The organism is Thiorhodococcus drewsii AZ1 (assembly GCF_000224065.1).
GTDB classification, from domain to species: domain Bacteria; phylum Pseudomonadota; class Gammaproteobacteria; order Chromatiales; family Chromatiaceae; genus Imhoffiella; species Imhoffiella drewsii.
In genome coordinates this window covers 99501-117515 of the sequence record NZ_AFWT01000014.1, presented here as the reverse complement: position 1 = coordinate 117515, position 18015 = coordinate 99501, and the positions used below count along the sequence as shown (strand labels likewise).

The 18015-nt window shown below is 62.2% G+C and carries 13 protein-coding genes and 1 pseudogene; 9 read left to right on the top strand and 5 right to left on the bottom strand.

Features of this window, described 5'->3' with window-relative positions:
- The first annotated feature begins 156 nt into the window (after positions 1-156).
- Positions 157-1167 carry a tetratricopeptide repeat protein gene (locus THIDRDRAFT_RS11355; RefSeq protein ID WP_245535831.1) on the top strand — a complete coding sequence of 337 codons (1011 nt, stop codon included), beginning with the start codon at positions 157-159 and terminating at the stop codon, positions 1165-1167.
- 33 nt (positions 1168-1200) lie between these two features.
- Here the strand turns inward: THIDRDRAFT_RS11355 and THIDRDRAFT_RS11350 are convergent, their stop codons facing one another.
- The gene (locus THIDRDRAFT_RS11350; RefSeq protein WP_007040987.1) at positions 1201-4371 is read right to left on the bottom strand and encodes an SUMF1/EgtB/PvdO family nonheme iron enzyme; all 3171 of its coding nucleotides are present in this window, start codon (positions 4369-4371) and stop codon (positions 1201-1203) included.
- Between the two features lie 308 nt (positions 4372-4679).
- Here THIDRDRAFT_RS11350 and tagH point away from each other — a divergent pair, with 308 nt between their 5' ends.
- The 7 genes from tagH (at position 4680) to THIDRDRAFT_RS11315 (ending at position 14653) form a co-directional block, all read left to right on the top strand.
- Positions 4680-6245, top strand: a complete 1566-nt coding sequence (gene tagH / locus THIDRDRAFT_RS11345; protein ID WP_040844632.1) for a type VI secretion system-associated FHA domain protein TagH — start codon at positions 4680-4682, stop codon at positions 6243-6245.
- A 104-nt stretch (positions 6246-6349) separates the two neighbouring features.
- Positions 6350-6853: a type VI secretion system lipoprotein TssJ gene (gene tssJ, locus THIDRDRAFT_RS11340; protein ID WP_007040985.1), complete on the top strand. Its 504-nt coding sequence runs from the start codon at positions 6350-6352 to the stop codon at positions 6851-6853.
- 9 nt (positions 6854-6862) lie between these two features.
- Positions 6863-8194, top strand: a complete 1332-nt coding sequence (tssK, locus tag THIDRDRAFT_RS11335) for a type VI secretion system baseplate subunit TssK (RefSeq protein ID WP_007040984.1) — start codon at positions 6863-6865, stop codon at positions 8192-8194.
- A gap of 156 nt (positions 8195-8350) precedes the next feature.
- A complete protein-coding gene (icmH, locus tag THIDRDRAFT_RS11330; protein ID WP_245535830.1) occupies positions 8351-9577 on the top strand; it encodes a type IVB secretion system protein IcmH/DotU in 1227 nt (408 codons plus the stop codon).
- Positions 9577-13140, top strand: coding sequence for a type VI secretion system membrane subunit TssM (tssM, locus tag THIDRDRAFT_RS11325; RefSeq protein WP_007040982.1), 3564 nt, complete (start codon positions 9577-9579; stop codon positions 13138-13140). The genes icmH and tssM overlap by 1 nt, the downstream gene beginning before the upstream one ends.
- The gene (tagF, locus tag THIDRDRAFT_RS11320) at positions 13137-13901 is read left to right on the top strand and encodes a type VI secretion system-associated protein TagF (RefSeq protein ID WP_007040981.1); all 765 of its coding nucleotides are present in this window, start codon (positions 13137-13139) and stop codon (positions 13899-13901) included. The genes tssM and tagF overlap by 4 nt, the downstream gene beginning before the upstream one ends.
- The gene (locus THIDRDRAFT_RS11315) at positions 13898-14653 is read left to right on the top strand and encodes a PP2C family protein-serine/threonine phosphatase (protein ID WP_007040980.1); all 756 of its coding nucleotides are present in this window, start codon (positions 13898-13900) and stop codon (positions 14651-14653) included. The genes tagF and THIDRDRAFT_RS11315 overlap by 4 nt, the downstream gene beginning before the upstream one ends.
- Here the strand turns inward: THIDRDRAFT_RS11315 and tadA are convergent, their stop codons facing one another.
- From tadA to THIDRDRAFT_RS11300, 3 genes are read right to left on the bottom strand one after another with little or no spacing between them, the layout of a single operon-like run.
- The gene (gene tadA / locus THIDRDRAFT_RS11310) at positions 14654-15118 is read right to left on the bottom strand and encodes a tRNA adenosine(34) deaminase TadA (RefSeq protein WP_040844667.1); all 465 of its coding nucleotides are present in this window, start codon (positions 15116-15118) and stop codon (positions 14654-14656) included. It lies immediately after the preceding gene.
- Positions 15119-15124: 6 nt separating this feature from the next.
- The gene (locus tag THIDRDRAFT_RS11305; RefSeq protein WP_007040978.1) at positions 15125-16150 is read right to left on the bottom strand and encodes an RES family NAD+ phosphorylase; all 1026 of its coding nucleotides are present in this window, start codon (positions 16148-16150) and stop codon (positions 15125-15127) included.
- A 4-nt stretch (positions 16151-16154) separates the two neighbouring features.
- Positions 16155-17090 carry a sce7725 family protein gene (locus tag THIDRDRAFT_RS11300; RefSeq protein WP_007040977.1) on the bottom strand — a complete coding sequence of 312 codons (936 nt, stop codon included), beginning with the start codon at positions 17088-17090 and terminating at the stop codon, positions 16155-16157.
- Here THIDRDRAFT_RS11300 and THIDRDRAFT_RS27310 point away from each other — a divergent pair.
- Entirely contained in the window at positions 17060-17158 is a 99-nt protein-coding gene (locus THIDRDRAFT_RS27310) for a hypothetical protein (protein ID WP_425358439.1), read from the top strand. The two genes, THIDRDRAFT_RS11300 and THIDRDRAFT_RS27310, sit on opposite strands and share 31 nt — an antisense overlap.
- A gap of 98 nt (positions 17159-17256) precedes the next feature.
- Here THIDRDRAFT_RS27310 and THIDRDRAFT_RS11295 read toward each other — a convergent pair.
- Positions 17257-17919, bottom strand: a pseudogene (locus THIDRDRAFT_RS11295) (sce7726 family protein); the annotation flags it as partial.
- Positions 17920-18015 lie beyond the last annotated feature (96 nt).

The following is an 18015-nucleotide window of genomic DNA, read 5'->3' as shown; positions in this document are numbered from 1 at the left end:
CGCGGCAAAAGGCGTGCGTTCCCGGCGCGAACGATCGAATCTTCCGCTAGAGTGTGCGAGTGGTCGGTCATCGCCGAGTGGACACTGGGCGGACCGCAATGCGCGATGTCCAGGTTCGGATCATCCGGGTTTCAATGAGGGTGACGCTATATGGCAATGGGTTTTTCAGTCCGGTCCTGCTTGATCGTCTTGCTCGGCGGCCTGTCTCTAGGGCTCGTCGCATGTGTCGGGACGCCCGAGAGGGATTCGGCGGCGGCCTTGGCGGGTGTGAAGCCCATCGCCCCGGGTCAGGGGATCGACGACTATGTGATCGTCGACTGTCTGCTGCCAGGTCAGATCCGTCAGCTCGGGACCAGGATGACCTTCATGGCCCCGCGTCGGATGGTGAAGTCGACCAAAACCGACTGCGGGATTCGCGGTGGCGAGTTCGTGCTCTTCGATCGCTCAGACTACCGGGGCGCGCTCAAGGAGCTGATGCCCAAGGCGCAGGCCGGCGATCCGATCGCCCAGACCTATGTCGGCGAGATCTATGAAAAGGGGCTCGGTCTCTCAGCTCCAGACTACACCCAGGCCGTCGTCTGGTACCGCAAGGCCGCCCAGCAGGGGCACGGGCCGGCTCAGGTCGATCTCGGCTCGCTTTACGAGCGAGGGCTGGGTGTTCCGAAGGACATGCCGCAGGCGTTGCAGTGGTATCGGCTCGCCTCCGGTCTGACCGAGGATCGTCTCATCTTCGAATCGACGCTCAAGGCACAGCAGGCCGAATTCAGGCGCGAGATTGCGCTGCGCAATCAGGTTGCCGCTGGTTTGCGCAAACGCATTCAACGGACCAAGGCCGCTCGGGCTCCAGTCAGTCCGGGGGCTCCGAAGGTTTCCGGATCCGCTCCTCGGGCGGATTCAGTGAGTGGGCAGGCCGAATCCAGGCTGCTCAATAGCGATCTGGCGCAACTGCAGCGTCAGATCGTCAGCCAGCGACTGGATGCGGAGAGCCAAGCGGAGCGGATGCGTAAGGAATTGCACGCGGTCGAGCTGATCAAAAAGGGTCCGCTGGATGCGAGTCTCGGGTCCAGTTCGGGCAAGTCGGCGCAGCTCGGAAAACTGGAGCTGGTCAGAAACGAGCAGGTTCGCGCCTTGTTGGATACCTCTCGCCGTCTATCGCAGGTCGAATGACCGATCTGATCGCCGAGTGGGGCAGCGCTGGTTTCAGTGCCGCACTTGAGTCCGAAGCGGCTCGGTTTTGGTGTGGTCGAGCACTGGCCGGAAGCCAACGAAACTGTAACGCGCCTCAGGAAAATTCCGATTGCGATAGGCTGCGCGCACGAGTGCCGGCGCGCTGTTCCAAGCGCCGCCGCGCATGATGCGCGGGGCGTCGGACGTGTCGGGGGCGCAGACCTTTTCGCTGCCTTCATAGTTGGCGTCATATTGGGAGCAGGTCCATTCCCAGAGATTGCCGAGCATGTCGTTGAGTCCCCATGGATTGGGCTCGAAGCTCCCGACCTCGGCGACCCAGTCCTCCTGGTCGTTGCAGGGGAAGCCGTCCGCCCAGGCATGTCCCGAGTCTGCGGTATTGGCGAAGCGGCAGGCCCGAGCGTCGATTTCGTTTCCCCAATAGCGCGCGGTGGACGTTTCCGCCCTGGCGGCATATTCCCACTCGGCCTCGGTCGGTAGTCTGAAATTCCCGCCGGTTTCCTGGCTGAGCCATTTGAGGTAGGCCTGGGCGTCGTTCCAGCTGACGCAACTGACCGGATCCCGATCCTTGGCTGGTTGGTATTTGTTCGGTTTGCGCCAGTTGGCCCAATCCTGATAGCTCCAGGGGTTGGTCTTGTTCTCCTGGTCGAGCGTGAAACAGCCGCTTGTGCCTCCAACACGTCTTTCCGTGTCGGTGCGATAGCCCGTTGCTTGGACGAAGCGCTCGAATTCCTTCATCCCGACCTCGAATCGGCCGAGATCGAAATCCTCGACGCAGACCCTGTGGAGGTGCTCGTCGTCCTCGCGGCCTTCCTCCGACGTGGGGCTGCCCATCTGGAAGCAACCGCCCGCGATGCGGATCATGTCGGGCGCGAGCGCTCGGCGTTTTTCGAGGCTCTCGGTCAGCTCCGCCAGTTGGGGATGAGACGGGGAGATTGCGTGCAGGCGACCGAGGGTCTGTTCCGCCGCATCCAGTGCGAACTGGTCCAGTTGGCCCCGTGTCTGCTCGGCGAGCGATGCGGCGATGTCTCCGATGCGATCACTCACCTGTCGATCATCGGGATGGGCGCGTGCGATCTTGGCGTAACAGTCGAGCGTTTCTGCGCTCATACCTTCCAATGAAGGCCCGGCGGTGAGCTGTTTGTCGCAGTCTGCAAGAAGCTCCGAGGCGGCGCCCGCAACCCTGCTTGGGCGATTCTTGGTGATGTGGTCCTCAAGCTCGATCAGCTCGGCATGTCCGGGGGCGATTGCGAGCCCCTCTCGGATGAGCCGAAGCGCCTCGTCCCGATGGTCCTGGTTGAATGCTTGGCGGGCCTGGACGAGCAGTTGGTTCGCCTTGCGTTGGTGCTCCTGATCTTGGAGCGCGAGAACCGCGTCCCGCAATGTCTTGAGTCTGGCGTCGTTCGGGGCGAGCTCCAGACCTTGTCCGATCTTCGTCAGGCTTTCCGGATATGCGCCCTGGGTCTTCAGCTGTTCGGCTTGGCGAAGCAGCTCTTCAGTCGATTTCGCGCGTTGCTGCTCCAATTGTCTGTTTGCGGTCGTGCGCAGATCCAAGAGTTGGGGATCCTGGGGCGTAGCTTGGAGCAGGCGCGTGATCAGTTCGAGGCTTCGAGCAGGTGCGCCCGAGGCGAGCAGGGCCTTGGCGCGCTGGATCGAGTCCGGGACCGCGTCCTTTGGTGCCTCGGTCGCTTCGATGCGTTGGGCGAGCCGACGCAGTCCAGGGTGATTCGGGCTGAGGCCGAGTCCCTCCTCGATCTGCGACTTGGCCTGTTCGGTCCGGCCTGCGTCGAGGTTGGCCAGAGCCTGGTCGTGCAGGCTGTCCGCCTTGCGTCGATGGATGTCGTCGATGTGGGACGCGAGTTCCGGCCGGAGGGCCATTAACTCGGGTTGGTCCGGGACGCGCCGCAGGCCCGCCTCGGTTTCCCGCAGTCCTTCCTCAAGCAGGTTTTCCCGCTGGAGTTCGCGTGCCTTGTCAAGATGGGTTCGGGCCGCGATCAGGTCGAGGAACAGCGTCTTGAGTGTGTTGAGCCTTGGATCGTCCGGGGTGATGGACAGACCGAGTTTCAGGATTTCGAGCCCCTGGTCGAATTCGCGCTTCGCGAGGTGCTCGAGTGCGAGCGTCTCGTAGCGTTCCGCCGTTTCGGGTCGATTGGGCTCGGCTGGCGGCAGGCGTTCGGCGATTTTCAGGTTGGGACGGTCGCCGATGACCTGCATGCCGACATAGGTGGCGGCAACCGCGATCAGTGCCATGAGGACGAGCAGTATCCAGACACGAGCACCTCGACCAGACATTTTGGCTGGCGGGGGCGGTGGGAGGGGCTGAATCGATGGCCTGTCCTTGCGAGGGACGATCAGGGTCGCATCGGCATCGACGCCGTGTGTTCCGCTCCCGTTCTCCGGCATCTCCAGGGCGCGAATGAGCTGGCCCGCCGTCGAGAATCGGTCGTCGGGCTTCTTTGCGATCAGTCGGTCCAGAATTGGCTGATAGCGTGCCAGGTTCGCGGGCAGGCGCGGGATGGGGTCGCTGCAATGCTTCATGGCAAGACTGACGACATCATCCGCCTCGTAGGGCAGATGATTGGTCAGCATCTCGTAGAAGACGACGCCAAGGCTGTAGAGGTCGGAGCGGACATCCAGCGGTTGGCCGGTGCTCTGTTCCGGGCTCATATAGCGCGGGCTGCCGATGACCATGCCATAACTGGTCAACTGCATGGAGTCGCCACCGCGCGAGGCCGCCCTGGCGATACCGAAATCGGTCAGTACTGGGGTTCCATCGCTGCGGAAAAGGATATTCTGCGGTTTGACGTCGCGATGGATCACGCCGCGCGCATGGGCGATGGCCAATGCCTCGGCGATCTTTTTGGTGATTCCGATGGCTCGGGTGACCGAAAGCCCTTTGTGTATCTCGTCCGCCAGTGTTCCGCCCGGCAGATACTCCATGGAAAAATAGTGGTATCCGTCGCTGGAGTCGAAGTCGTAGATGGTGACGATCTGTGGGTGCTGAAGCTGGGCGATGATCTGACCTTCCTTGACGAATCGCGAGGTGAAATCGTCACCCGCCACCGCAATCGGCTTCATCACCTTCAGTGCGACGTCTCGTGTCAAGCGGTCTTGTCTTGCCAGGTAGACGGTCGCCATCCCGCCGCTGCCGAGTTCGCGAGCGATCGTATAGCCTGAGATCTTCACAGATGCCTTGATTTCCGCAGTTGAGTGTTGGTCTGACACGCCGTTGCCGCTGATTGTGCAACAGTTGCTACGCGCTTACAGCACCCAGTCTATTCTGAAAGCCCGAGAGTCCGGCTCTTGTGTGGATGGCATGAATGCGATGCAATGCGCCTAGCCAGCCGCGTATGCCGTCATCGACTGGCCTGCGGGGGGCGCGTTCGATGTGCCGCAAGTGGATTCAATGTCGTCTTCGGTAGGGGAGCCAACGGGTGGATCTCAGTCTTCGAGTCTCAAGCCAAGTGGCTCAGTCGGTCGGAGTGGGTCAGTCAGTGGATCGCGAGATCGAGCTGGCGCTCGGTCCAGGGGGAGTCACATTCGGTCGAGATCCGTCGAATGATCTGCTGCTGGAGGATCCCGAGCGGGTGGTTTCGAGCCAGCATGGCCGGATCGACCTGCGCGATGGCGGCGTCTGGCTCACCGACACGAGCCGCAATGGCACCTACCTCAACCAGGCCCATGACCCGGTTCCTCCCCATCAGCCCGTCGCACTCTATGACGGGGATCAGCTCATCGTCGGGCCTTACGAGATTCAGGTGCGTTTCGGCCGAGCCCAGTCCCTTGCGACGGACCTCGGGCCCGACGCGCGTCCCGATCTGTCCTCGGAGGACCTGATCGGTGCGCTCGACTCGGGCGCCAATAGAGACATCTTGGATCTGATCGGAGGTGAGGTGTCCGATGTCGGATCCAGCGCGACCGATCCTCGCGGAGCACTCCTCGACGACATCTTCGCCGATGCTTCGGCACTCGATGAACGACTGACCGGCCCGGCAGCGGAGGCATCGGGGTCGTCGTCTCCCCCCCGACACACCCCGGTCGAGCATGTCTTCTACAGACCGTCCGACTACCAGTCTCCTAACTCAGGGTCTCCTAACTCAGGGCCGCCCGAGTCGGATCCGGCAGCGCCGGCTCCGCCTTCCGTTCCCGAGAGCTACGATCTCTTGACCGACTCCTGGACCCTGCCCGACGGGGATGGGCTTGGCACGGGGGCGGGCGCGGATCGAGCGTCGCCCGACCTCGACCCGCTCGCAGGGACCGATCTGTTGCCGGAGATGTCGAGGCAGCCGGAAGTCGGGCCGGGTGCCTCTGGCATCGATACGCCGCATTCCGAACCCTTCGTCGATGTACCCAAGCCCATTCTGCCCAGCCCGGTGAGACGTCCAGAACCGCCGCGTCCCAAGCCGATTCAGGCGCCTCTTCAGGCGCCGGGCGGTGATCTGGATGCCTTCCTGTCAGGTCTTGGGGCGGGGGATCCAAGCGAGGTGTCCGATTCTCGGGGGTTCTTTCGCCTGGTCGGGGCCTTGGTTCGCGAGTTGGTCTCGGGTCTGACCCAGACGATGATGACCAGGGCCAGATTCAAGAGCGAATTGCGTTTGGGCGTGACGACGATTCGCCCCTCGGAGAACAATCCATTCAAGTTTTCTTCCGGTACGGACGACGTGCTTGGGCGTCTGTTGTTTCGGCCGGTGCCTGGATTTCTCGCGCCCGAGCCCGCCGCGCGCGAGGCGTTCGAGGACATCCAGGCGCACGAGATGGCGATGACGGCCGGTTTGCAGGCGGCCTTGCACGCCTTGCTCGCGCGTCTCGATCCAGCCGAATTGGAGAAGGCTCTCGATCGCGACTCGGCCTTGAGCCGGGTTCTCCCCATGAGTCGCAAGGCCCGGTGCTGGGAGCGATTTTTGGAGGTCCACGCGCAGGTTTCGGCGGATGCGAGCGAGGACGTCATGCGGCTCTTCGGCGACATCTTCGCTCAGGCGTATCAGGAGCAGGTTCGGAACTTGCGCGAGCTAAGGTCGTCGGTTTCCTCGGAGCGCGAACGCTCGGATAGCGCTCCGTGAGCCCCCAATTGAGGTCTTGCTTCCATATGAATTCGGTATGGCGAGTCGCTTCGGTGCAGATCGCGTGGACATGATTGATGAGCGGAAATTTTGGGAGGCGCATCTTGGAGAATCCCCTGAAGTCTCGATTCCGATGGATCCCGATCGTCCTTCTGACGCTCTCGGTGGCCCTGTTCGTCGGCTGCGGCAAGAAGACTGCGGTGAGGGAGACGCTGACGCCGCCTCCGGCGAAGTTGCATATCGATGTCATCGCTGCGGCAGATTCCAATCTCGGGCCAGGTGGCAAACCGCTGCCCGTGGTGGTGCGGATTTACGAACTGAAGGGGCAGGGCGTCTTCACCACCGCCGACTTCTTTGCGCTCTATGACAAGGATGCAGAGGTTTTGGGGAGCGAGCTCATCGCTCGGGACGAGGTGACGCTCGCGCCCGGCCAGTCACTGCCCATCGAGCGTCCGCTCAAGCCGGACGCGACCTATCTCGGCGTTGTTGCGGCCTTTCGCGATATCGATCGCGCCCATTGGCGAGAACCTCTGCGTCTGCGTCCTGGAGTCGACAACCGTGTCGAGATTCGGGTCGGCGCCAGGGCTGTCTCGATCCGCCATGAATAGGAGTTTGTCGTGACCTGGGACAACAGGGTTCTCTGGACTGAGGGCATGTTCCTTCAGCCTCAGCATTTCCAGCAGCACGATCGCTATCTGGAGCGGCTCGTCGCACTGAAGTCCGGTCTTGGCGTGCCCTATGCCTGGGGTTTGCGTCGGCTGCGGATCGACGAGGAGATGCTCGCCTTCGGTAAATTCGCCCTGGTCGAGGTGGCCGGCGTGCTGCCCGATGGCACGCCATTCGATGCGCCGGCGAGCGATCCATTGCCTCCGCCCCTCGAATTCGACGAGAGCGTTTCGGCCCAGACGCTCTATCTCGCCCTGCCGCTGAGACGTCCCGGCGCCGCCGAGAGCGGGGCCGGCGAGACGGATGAGGTTCTGCGCTTTCGCGCGTCCGAGCTGAGCGTGCGAGACAACGTCTTGGGCTCGGACGCCGAGACCCTGGTCGACGTGGGGCGGCTCGATCTGCGGCTCATGTCGGCCGAGCAAGCGCGCGACGGCTATGCCTGTTGCGGTGTCGCTCGGGTATCGGAGTGCCGCGCGGATCGGCAGCTCGTGCTCGATCCTGCCTACATTGCTCCCTGTGTCGACGCTCGCGTCTCGCGGCGCCTCGCCGACTTCGTCGAAGAGCTGACCGGCTTGCTGCATCGTCAGGCCGACTCGCGGGCCGGCCGGGTGCGCGGCGCCGGACGCGGCGGTGTCGCCGATTGGGCCGATTTTCTGCTGCTGCAGGTACTGAACCGGGCCGAGCCGGTCGTTTCGCATCTGAGCCAGGTTCCGGGGCTGCATCCCGAGGCACTCTATCGCTATCTGCTCGGGCTCGCCGGGGATCTCGCGACCTTTGCCAGTGATAGCAAGCGCCCGCCAGATTTTCCGACCTATCGGCACGAGGATCTGGATGCGACCTTCACGCCGCTCATCGCTCGGCTGCGTGAGTATCTGGGGCGCGAGTACGTCGAGCGGGCCATCGCCATTGAGATCAAGGAGCGCCAGTTCGGGTTCAGTATCGCCCTGGTCGATGATCGAAGTCTCTTGGCCGGTTCGCGCTTCGTGCTGGCGGCCCAGGCCAATCTGGATTCGCAGGCGTTGCGCAATCGCTTCCCGACCCAGGTCAAGATCGGCCCGCTTGAGAAGATTCAGGAGCTGGTCAAGCTCGCCTTGCCCGGCATTCCTCTGCGGCCGATGTCGACCGCTCCGTTGGAGATCCCCTTTCACGCTGGATTCGACTATTTCGAGCTCGATCGTTCGAGCGAGTTCTGGAAGCAACTGGCCTCTGGCGGCGGTTTTGGTCTGCACATCGGTGGCGATTTCCCCGAGCTGCAGATGGAACTCTGGGCAATTCGCGAGTAACCCGTGACAGAAGACGACCTCATATCCCCAGGCGATCCTGGACCCACTGTGATTCGCCCGATTCCAGGTGGCCGTCGCCCTGGTCCAATCGCCGCTCCAGCCTCTGAGCCGCCACGCTATGCCGGAGCCCCGTCCACTTGGCCGCCACCGGGGCCCTTGGCCCAAACCCAGAATCCCTTGCTCGCCTGCGCCTCTGGTTTATTGACGGTTGCCGTGCAGGTGCGGGGCACGGCATCGCATCCGGATCCCGAGGGGTTACGTGAGGGGCTGATCCGGCAGATACGTGAGTTCGAGACCTGCGCGCGCGCCAAGGGCTTCGTCGACGCGGTCGTTCTGCCGGCACGCTATGTCTTGTGCTCTCTGCTCGACGAACTCGTGCTCGATACACCCTGGGGAAGCCAGAGCATTTGGAGCAATCGAGGGCTGCTGATCAGCTTTCATAACGAAACCTGGGGTGGCGAGAAGTTCTTCTCGGCCCTTGAGCGTCTGATCACCTATCCGTCGGGCAACCTCAACCTGCTTGAGCTGATGTACCTCTGCCTGGCCCTGGGGTTCGAGGGGCGCTATCGGGTTCGCGAGGGCGGGCGGGCGCAACTGGAGCACGTCCGCGAGCAGCTCTTTCAGACCATTCGGGCCCAACGCGGCGATCCCGAGCAGGAGTTATCGCCTCATTGGCAAGGGGTTCGCGTGCGGCGCGATCCGCTCGTTCATCAGTTGCCGCTGTGGGTCTTCGCATCCGTCACGGCCCTCTTGCTGCTGATGCTCTTCGCCTTCCTGACCTTCTCGTTGAATCGGGATTCGGATCCCGTATATCTGTCGCTCGCCGGTCTGGACAAGGGATTGCCGGCGGTGACGCAGCGTCCGCATGTGCCGATTCCCGATATCGCACCGTCGCCGGATTCGGCGACCTCGCCAGCGCTGACACTGAGGACTCTGCTGGCCAAGGAGATCGCGGCCAAACAGCTGGAGGTCGTCGACCGTCAGGGTGGTCAGGTCGTGATCATTCGAGGGGATGCGCTGTTCCCCTCCGGCAGCAGCGAGGTGCGGCCGCTCTATCGCCCACTGCTCAAGCGGATCGCCGAATCGCTGGCCCAGTTGCCGGGCGCCGTGCTGGTGACTGGGCATACGGACAGCGTTCCCATCAAGACGCTCCGCTTCCCCTCGAATTGGCACCTGTCGCAAGAACGCGCGGTCCATGTGCGGGATCTGTTGTTGCAGACGGTCGGAAATCCGTCCCGATTCAAGGCCGAGGGGCGCGCCGATACCGAGCCACTGGTTCCGGACAATCCCAAGGATGCGCGAAACCGCCGGGTGGAGATCATGCTGATGACGCCGGCTCGCCATTCCGTCAGTGATGCTGGATCGATCGCGGGGATGAGCTGATGAGCGCACTATTGAAGTTTCTGATATCGCCGTTCCTGCTTTCGCTGATCGGACTGATTGCGCTGTCGGCATTGATCTGGTTCGTGGGGCCGCTGATCGGTTTCGCCGGGCATGAGCCGCTGACGTCCTCCACGGCCCGCTGGATCCTGATCGCCGTCCTGTTCGGCGTCTGGTTGCTGGTTCAGGTCCTGCGCGCGGTACGTGCCCGCGTCTGCAATCGCAAGATGATCGATCAGCTCGCCGACGCGCCGGATGCCGAGATCGATCCGGCGAGGGAGGCGTCCGAGGACGAGCTGCGCATGCTGCGCGAGCGTTTCGAGCAGGCGCTTTCGACGCTCAAGCGCTCCGAGGGACGGCGTCGGTTTGGCGGACGCTGGGTCTACCAGTTGCCCTGGTATCTCATCATCGGTCCGCCGGGGTGCGGCAAGACTACGGCGTTGCTGAATTCGGGTCTGCGTTTCCCGCTCGCCGATCGTCTGGGGCAGGACGCAGTCCATGGAATCGGCGGTACCCGCAACTGCGACTGGTGGTTCACCGACGAGGCGGTGCTGATCGATACCGCCGGTCGCTATACCACCCAGGACAGCTACGAGCAGGTCGACAAGGCGGCTTGGCAGAACTTCCTCGATCTGCTGAAACGACACCGGCCTCGGCGTCCGATCAATGGGGTCCTGGTCGCGGTCAGCCTGTCCGATTTGATGCAACAGGACCCAGTCGAGCGGGCCGCCCATGCCAAGGCGATCCGCCAGCGTGTTCAGGAGCTCTGCCAGACCTTCCGTATTGCCGTTCCTGTCTACGTACTCTTCATGAAGGCCGATCTGGTCGCCGGCTTCAACGAGTTCTACGCCGATCTTGGCAAGGAGGGGCGCGAGCAGGTGTGGGGGCTCACCTTCAAGCTCGATCAGAGCGATGGCGCACCGCCCTCCATCGGCACCTTCTCCGGCGAGATGGCCGCACTCTGCGAGCGGCTCGACCAGCGTTTACTGGCCAGGATGGAGCAGGAGCGCGAGCCGGGCAAGCGTGCCCTGGTATTCAGCTTTCCGCGTCAGTTCGGTGCCCTCGGCGAGCTCTTGGACGGCTTTCTGAACGACGCCTTCGCTCCGTCCCGTTTCGAGATCCGGCCGTTGGTGCGCGGTGTTTACTTCACCAGCGGGACTCAGACCGGAACTCCCATCGACCGTATCCTGGGCGCATTCGCGGCCAACTTCGGACTTGGCCGTCAGGGCGTGCTGCCTTTCAGGGGAACGGCCAAGAGCTTTTTCATCACGCGACTTCTGCGCGATGTCGTCTTCCAGGAATCCGCGCTCGCCGGACTCAATCCACGCTTGGAGCGTCGGCGCCTGTGGCTGCGTCGTGGTGCCTATGCCGGGGTTCTGACCCTAGGGTTGCTCACGGCCATTGCCTGGGCCACCAGCTACTCACTGAACGAGTCATACATTCGGGATGTCTCGCAACGGGTGCTCGACATCGAGGCTCAGATCGATGCCTTTGCGCCCGAGGATCGCAATCCGTTGGGCGTGCTCCCATTGCTGGACGCCGCGCGGGCCATTCCGGGCGGGTTCGCGGATCGAGAGACGTCCGTGCCTCTGAGCATGGGCTTCGGTCTCTATCAGGGTGAGAAGCTGGGCTCCCAGGCGGATCGTGCCTACCGCCGGATACTCAACAAGGCGCTCATGCCGCGCATCATCCTGCGTCTGGAGGAGCAGATGCGGCAGGCAGCGGGGGATCCGGAGTACCTCTTCGATGCGCTGGGCATCTATCTCATGCTGGGGAGCGACGAGCACTACGACGGCGAGGCGGTGCAGCTCTGGGTCGGGCGCGATTGGAGCGACAGCCTTCCTCGCGAGACCACGGCCGAGCAGCAGGAGTCGCTCCGCGACCATCTCGCGGCCTTGCTCGAGCGTCGTCCGGTTCCCTTGCCGATCGAGCTGGACGCCAAGCTGATCGCCGAAGTCCGGGAGATCATCAATCGGGTGCCGCTGTCGGAGCGGATCTATCGGCGCTTGAAGAACGAGGGTGTCGGAGATGACTTCCCCGACTTTACCGTCAGCGATGCCGGAGGCGATCTGACCAAGCTGGTCTTCGTTCGCCGTAGCGGGCGACCGCTCAATCAGGGCGTCCCGGCACTCTATACCTACGACGGCTATCACAGTGGGTTTGCTCGGGTGGCCAAGAATTTGCTCGCCGTGCTCGCCGAGGACCGCTGGATTCTCGGTCCCGAGGCTCGGCTCGACTCCACCCCGGGCGGGATGCTTAAGCTGCTCGACGAGGTGCGGGATCACTATCTGAAGGACTATGTGACGGAGTGGAACGCGCTACTCGGCGATATCGATCTGGTTCCGGTCCGCGACCTTCAGCATGCCGCCGAGGTCACTCGCATCCTCGCCGATCCTGTGGATTCACCGTTGCGACGTCTGCTGATCGCAGCGGCGCGGCAGACCGAGCTAGACCGGGTTTCTACGGATCCGGGCAAGACGCTGGTCGATGCGGCGACCGATAAGGCCAAGAGCGGCTTTCTTCGGCGGGTCGAGCGGAATTTAGGCGATGTCTCCGAGGTCGCCACGACGACCGAGCGGGAGGCCCCGGAATCCTATGTCACGCGCCGTTTCGCGTGGCTCCACGACCTGGTGCGGACCAACGATCAGGGACAGGCGCCAATCGATCAGGTTCTGGGCGATCTGAGCAAGCTCCAGCTCCATCTAGGCGCGGTCGCCAAGGCGTTGTCCTCTGGGCATGGCTCGGTCATCGCCGGCGACAGCGCGGAGATCCAGGAGGTCAAGTCGCTCGGCTCGCGGCTTCCCGAGCCCCTGGGCAATTGGCTGGGGACGCTTGCCCAGGACAGCTCCAATCTGGCGACGGGCGGCGTCCGCGCTCAGCTCAACAATATCTGGACGGCAGAGATCCTGTCGTTCTGTCGCGAGGCCATCAACGATCGCTATCCCTTCGTTCGAGACAGCGGTCGCGAGACCACGCTCTACGATTTCGCTCGGCTCTTCGGGCCGGGCGGATTGCTCGACGCCTTCTTCAAGGACAACCTGAGTCAGATGGTGGATACGACGCGTTCGGTCTGGCGCTGGAACGACAGCGCTATCGGCATCCCCGACGATGTCCTGGTTCAGTTCCAGCGCGCGGCGGCGATCCGCGAGTCATTCTTCATTGGGGGCGGCAAGACGCCCTCGGTCGAGTTCGAGCTGACGCCGCGCAGCATGGATCCGAGGGTCACTCAGTTCATTCTGGATCTGGGCGGGCAGACACTCGATTATCGGCATGGTCCGCCGCGCGGGACGAAGCTCGTGTGGCCGGCCCCAAGTGGTGCCGAGCGGGTGCGTCTGGTGTTCTCGGACGAGACGGGTTCGGGTCCGAGCCTGACCGAGGAGGGGCCTTGGGCCTGGTTCCGGGTGTTGGACCGCTCGGCGCTCAAGGCGACCAATCAGCCGGAGGAATTCCGGGTGACCTTCTCGCTGGCCAATTTGTCGGCGCGCTTCGATCTGCGAGCGCAGAGTGTGCGCAATCCGTTTCGGTTCGACGAGGTACGCGCCTTTCGCTGTCCGAGGCGGCTATGACCAAGCGGGGCCGACTCGAGACCGGCTTTTACGGCAAGTTGCCCGCCCTGGGTGACTTCGTCTCTCGGCGCTTGCCGGCCGAGTTCGTCCAGCCATGGGATCTCTGGCTGCGCGAATCCTTGGCGAACAGCCGGTTGCAGCTCGGCGATGATTGGCTGGACATCTATCTAACCAGTCCATTGTGGCGGTTCGCCCTGAGTCCCGGATTGGTCGGGCAGGCGGCCTGGGCCGGGGTCATGATGCCGAGCGTCGATCGTGTCGGCCGCTATTTTCCCTTGACGCTGGCGTGCCCATTGCCGTCGGGCGCCGATCTCATGTCTCTGGTGTCCGAGTCCGATTGGTTCGAACGGGCGGAGATCCTGGCGTTGGCAGCGCTCGATGACAGCTGTTCACTCGACGGCTTCGATGCCCAGGTGCGGGCGCTCGGCGATCTCCAGGTGATCCGTTTGGCGAATGACGCGGATTCGGCCAATGGCCTGGTGCGCACTAATGCTTGGCGCTTGCCGACTCCGGCGACCGCTGGGTCGGGGGATGTCCGTGCCCGCCTACTCGCGCGAGCGCTCGACCAGATGTTCTGCGGCTACAGTCTCTGGTGGTCGAGCGGATCGGATCGGGTTGAGCCTTCGCTACTCGTCTGTCAGGGATTGCCTCCGGTCGATGGTTTTAGTGCGCTCATCGGTGGTAACTGGACGGGGCATGGCTGGTGGGAGTTCGCCGAGTCCACGCCCGATCGCTCGGGTGGTAACGAGGGTTTCTCGTGAGGCCGCCCGGGGTGTCCTTCGTCTGGGCGTCCGGCGCCGCGACCCATGAGGGACGCGTGCGCGCGTACAACCAGGATGCCTTTCTCGATCGTCCGGATCTGGGGCTCTGGGTGGTTGCGGACGGTATGGGCGGGCATGCCGAGGGGGACACGGCGAGTCGCATGATCGTGGATCGGCTCGGCTCCATGCAGGTTCAGTCCCTGCTGGGCGCGATGGCCGATTCGGCGAGTGCGATTCTGGCCGACGTCAATCACCGCTTGGTCGAGGAGGCGGCTCTCGGGGGAGGCGACATCATCGGCAGTACGGTGGTTCTCATCATTGCGCTCGCCGACCACTGTGCGCTGCTCTGGGCGGGAGATAGCCGCGCCTATCGTTTGCGCGGTGGCGATCTAGTCCAGATAACGGTCGATCACACCCAGGTTCAGGAGATGGTCGATCAGGGCGTGCTCGCGCCCGAGGATGTCGAGGATCATCCGTTGTCGAACGTACTGGTTCGCGCGGTGGGCGGCGAAATCGATCTGGAGCTGGATCGCCGGGTCGAGGCGTTGAGGGAGGGGGACCGCTATCTGCTGTGCAGTGACGGCCTGGTCAAGGAACTGGCGCCGGAGCGAATCGGCGAGATCATGGGGCGGCTCGACCCGCCCGAGTCAGTCGCTCGGTCTCTGGTTGATGCCGCCCGCGAGGCGGGCGGACGAGACAATGTCACGGCCCTGATCGTCGACTTCTCCAATCCGTCGCGGTTGCCGAGCTGATCAGCGGCGCGCCTTGAAGAAGGCCCGCAGTCGGTCGCCGCACAGGTCGCCCAGGACGCCGCCGCGACAGTCGGTACGGTGATTGAAGCGTCTATCGGAGGGCAGCAGGTCGAAGACGCTGCCGCAGGCGCCGGCCTTGGGGTCGGTCGCGCCATAGACGACCTCGCCGACACGGGCATGGATGATGGCGCCCGCGCACATGACGCAGGGCTCCAGCGTCACATAGAGCCGGGTGCCGGGCAGACGGTAGTTGCCGACCCGCCGGCCGGCATCGCGCAGTGCCTGGATCTCGGCGTGGGCGCTGGCGTCATGGGCGCCGATCGGACGGTTCCAGCCCTCGCCGATCGCTTCTCCGTCGCGGACCAGGACCGCGCCCACCGGCACCTCGCCTTCCTCGGCCGCACGCTCGGCCAGGCCGAGTGCGTGGCGCATCCAGTGCGCATCCTGATCTGGGTCTGGGATCACTTCCACTTAGGCAGGACCTTCTACTGTGACCGACACCTTGGTCACATTGTAGAGGCTCACATTCCCACCGACCGCCTGTTTGGGATTGAACAAGGCGAGATTGATGCCATCGCTTACCGAACTACGATAGACGACGCCGTCGAAGCCGTTTTTCTTAATAAATTCGCATAGATACTGGCTTGGAATATAGTCTATCGCAGCTCCCGCCGGCTGAATCGGTCGCGTCAACTCCTCCCCCAGGCGTTCTAAGAATGGCAAGTCGGCGCGCAGCTGGCCGATCTCGCTAGCGTCAGTCAGGATCAAAGGTGAGACGAATTGGCGCGGGTTGCGCAAGTCCACAGCCTTGATCTCGGGGATTGTAAAATCAGCGACGCAAGCAACCTCGCCGGTATGAGGCCTGATTTCAGCCACGGCCGTATCGGGGTGAGATCCCAGATATAGATAGGGGATTCCGGCAGGATTGGCTCGGCCATTCGACGAGCGTCGTCTCGGCGGTGCGCCCATTTTCTCGATCGGGAAGCACTCATCATCTGTGCGGATGCGCGCGCGGTACCATTGCCGGGGTAATGGCTGCGCTATCAGCATGTCGAGCAGTTCTTTGAGACGGTCCTTATCAATTGCTACGTCGAGAAACCAGCGATTTGCATACATCATCTCGTCGCGCAGCTTGTCCCACTGCGCGAGGCCTTCGCTGATATAGCTCGCTGACGGGGAGAAATTGCGTCGGACGATCTCACCATCATTGAGAATCTCGCCGAGCAACTCCTTGGCGTGGGCAATGTCCATACGCTGATGTCTGAAGAGCTGCCAGTCTTTTTTCATCCATTCGACCAGAGGTTTCCCGTCCTCATTCGGTTCATATACATTGACTAGGAGCCCGAAATAGTCGGCGAGCTTTTCTGGACGAACGAGCTGTGTGTCAGTGGTTCCGCAGAAATCGCATGTCCCATGGCCGGGAGCGAGGGTTGGGAAAAGTTCATCACGTAGGCCGCGATCGCCGAAGCATTCCGGGCAGCAAAAACGCTTAGTCATAAGCTCAGCCAAGATAGTCCGCAAGCGTCTCGATGTGATGTTTCATCGAAAGCTTTTTAACGTAGCCAAGCCCTGGAAAATGACCTTTGGCGTGGAGGTCACGAAACTCTCTGATCGCTTGAGTCTCGAGAATGTGGGAGCTTCCGCTGTCCAGTCTCGCCACCAGTTTAGCCAACGCCTGGGCGAACTTGCCGGCCGGATCGGTCGGTGTGTCTTTGGTATCCGACACGAAGTGATAGATGTACATGACATCGTCCTTATCAGGATCGATGAAGGTGATGTGGATCGCGACGGCATAGGCCGGGCCTCCACCCTCGCTGTAGGCGTCGCCGACCATAAGAAAATCGCCAAAGCCCGCCATGCCGAGATCGCCATAGGTAACATGAAGATCGGAGAACTCTTCCATCTCCGGATAATCGGCATTGCGTTGCCGCTTGAAGCCGTCGCGTACGAGAATGCGCGTGCTCTGATCGAAATGCCTCCGGTAGAGCAGCTTTGCATGATCTTCGACGAAGACGTTGGTGAGGTCGTGCATGTTATTTTCCAACGCGACCGCCAGCGCCTTGGGGGCGGTAAAGCCTGCGTGGACTAGAACTGGATGATGCTCGGCATGTTGGTCATAGCAGTCAATTACTGCGTCGATATCCATGTCATTACGCAGCAAGATGCCAGCAGATATGTTGTCAGCTTCGCTAAAGTCTCCTTGTAGGAGGTCAGTGATACTCGTCCCATCTTCCTGGTGATCGCCGTGATAAGGATTCACAATAACAATTGTTTGTCCGCCAGCGTTGCATATTGCATTCAAGGTTTTCTTAAGACCGCCGAGCGACTCTCGCACCGGCTCAATCACAGGCACGAATTTCTTTTCGGCAAGCAACTCCGCCATCTCGCGGATAGTGATGAGTTCGAATTGTTTTCCGCGGAAATAGGGGTGGTACATACGTCGTTCAGCTCCAGGTCATGGCTGCGTGCAGCGGAGTCTCAATGGCGTCGATCAGTTTCGAATGATCGGACCGGCGTACCGATATCGATAGAGCCGCAGCTTGCAAGGAATTTGGTAAACGATCGATGAAGTCGCCTAGCGGTGCAAGATCGCGGGTCCGCTTGAGTGTCCGCACCATCTCTATATGTAGCGCAACCGGGTCTAGCGTGGCGAATAGGTTTCGCATCGCGGCGTGCCTTTGCGTATTGGGGACCTCAGGCACTGTCACGCCCATCGCCTGCAGGATTGCGATGCTTTCGGTTATGCGTAACGAATCAAAGACAGTCAACGGACAGATGCGCTTCGAACATTCTACCGCTTCGCGAACCGTCGTGATCTGGTGGCGTTTTGAAAGGCACATCACGCCAACATCGTCCGGAACCTTTTCTAGCACTCCTTCAATATGGCCTTCGCATGCGATCACATTCACTTTGGCGAAAACGCGCTTGTAGTTTTCGACCTGGCTGGCGAGCCGTGCGAGCGAATCCCGCTCCGACTTGATTTCGTAGACAGTCGCTGTGCCATTCAAGATGACAACATCAGCCTTGCTGCTGCCGGTGCGAAACTCATTGAGCATTGAGGCCGTGCGGAGCGAGTGCGTTCCCATCAACAATTTCTGGCTGATCGCCGCTCGATAGATGTATTCGTCGCGGTTTCCGGCGATCTTCAAAATCTCGAACGCGGAGTCGAATGTGTTACCGACAGTCGCGTGTGGGCCAGCATGCTTGCACAGATCGGTCTGCCCGAGCAGCCGACTGAACAAGCCGGATCGGCCTTTCCTCGCCATTTCACGGAAAACCGCTGCGGAGAACAGCCGAGCCAAAGCAGACAGTTGCGCTGCGCTGTAGATTTTCATGCTCCCACTTGGGCCGCCCGCAGTGTC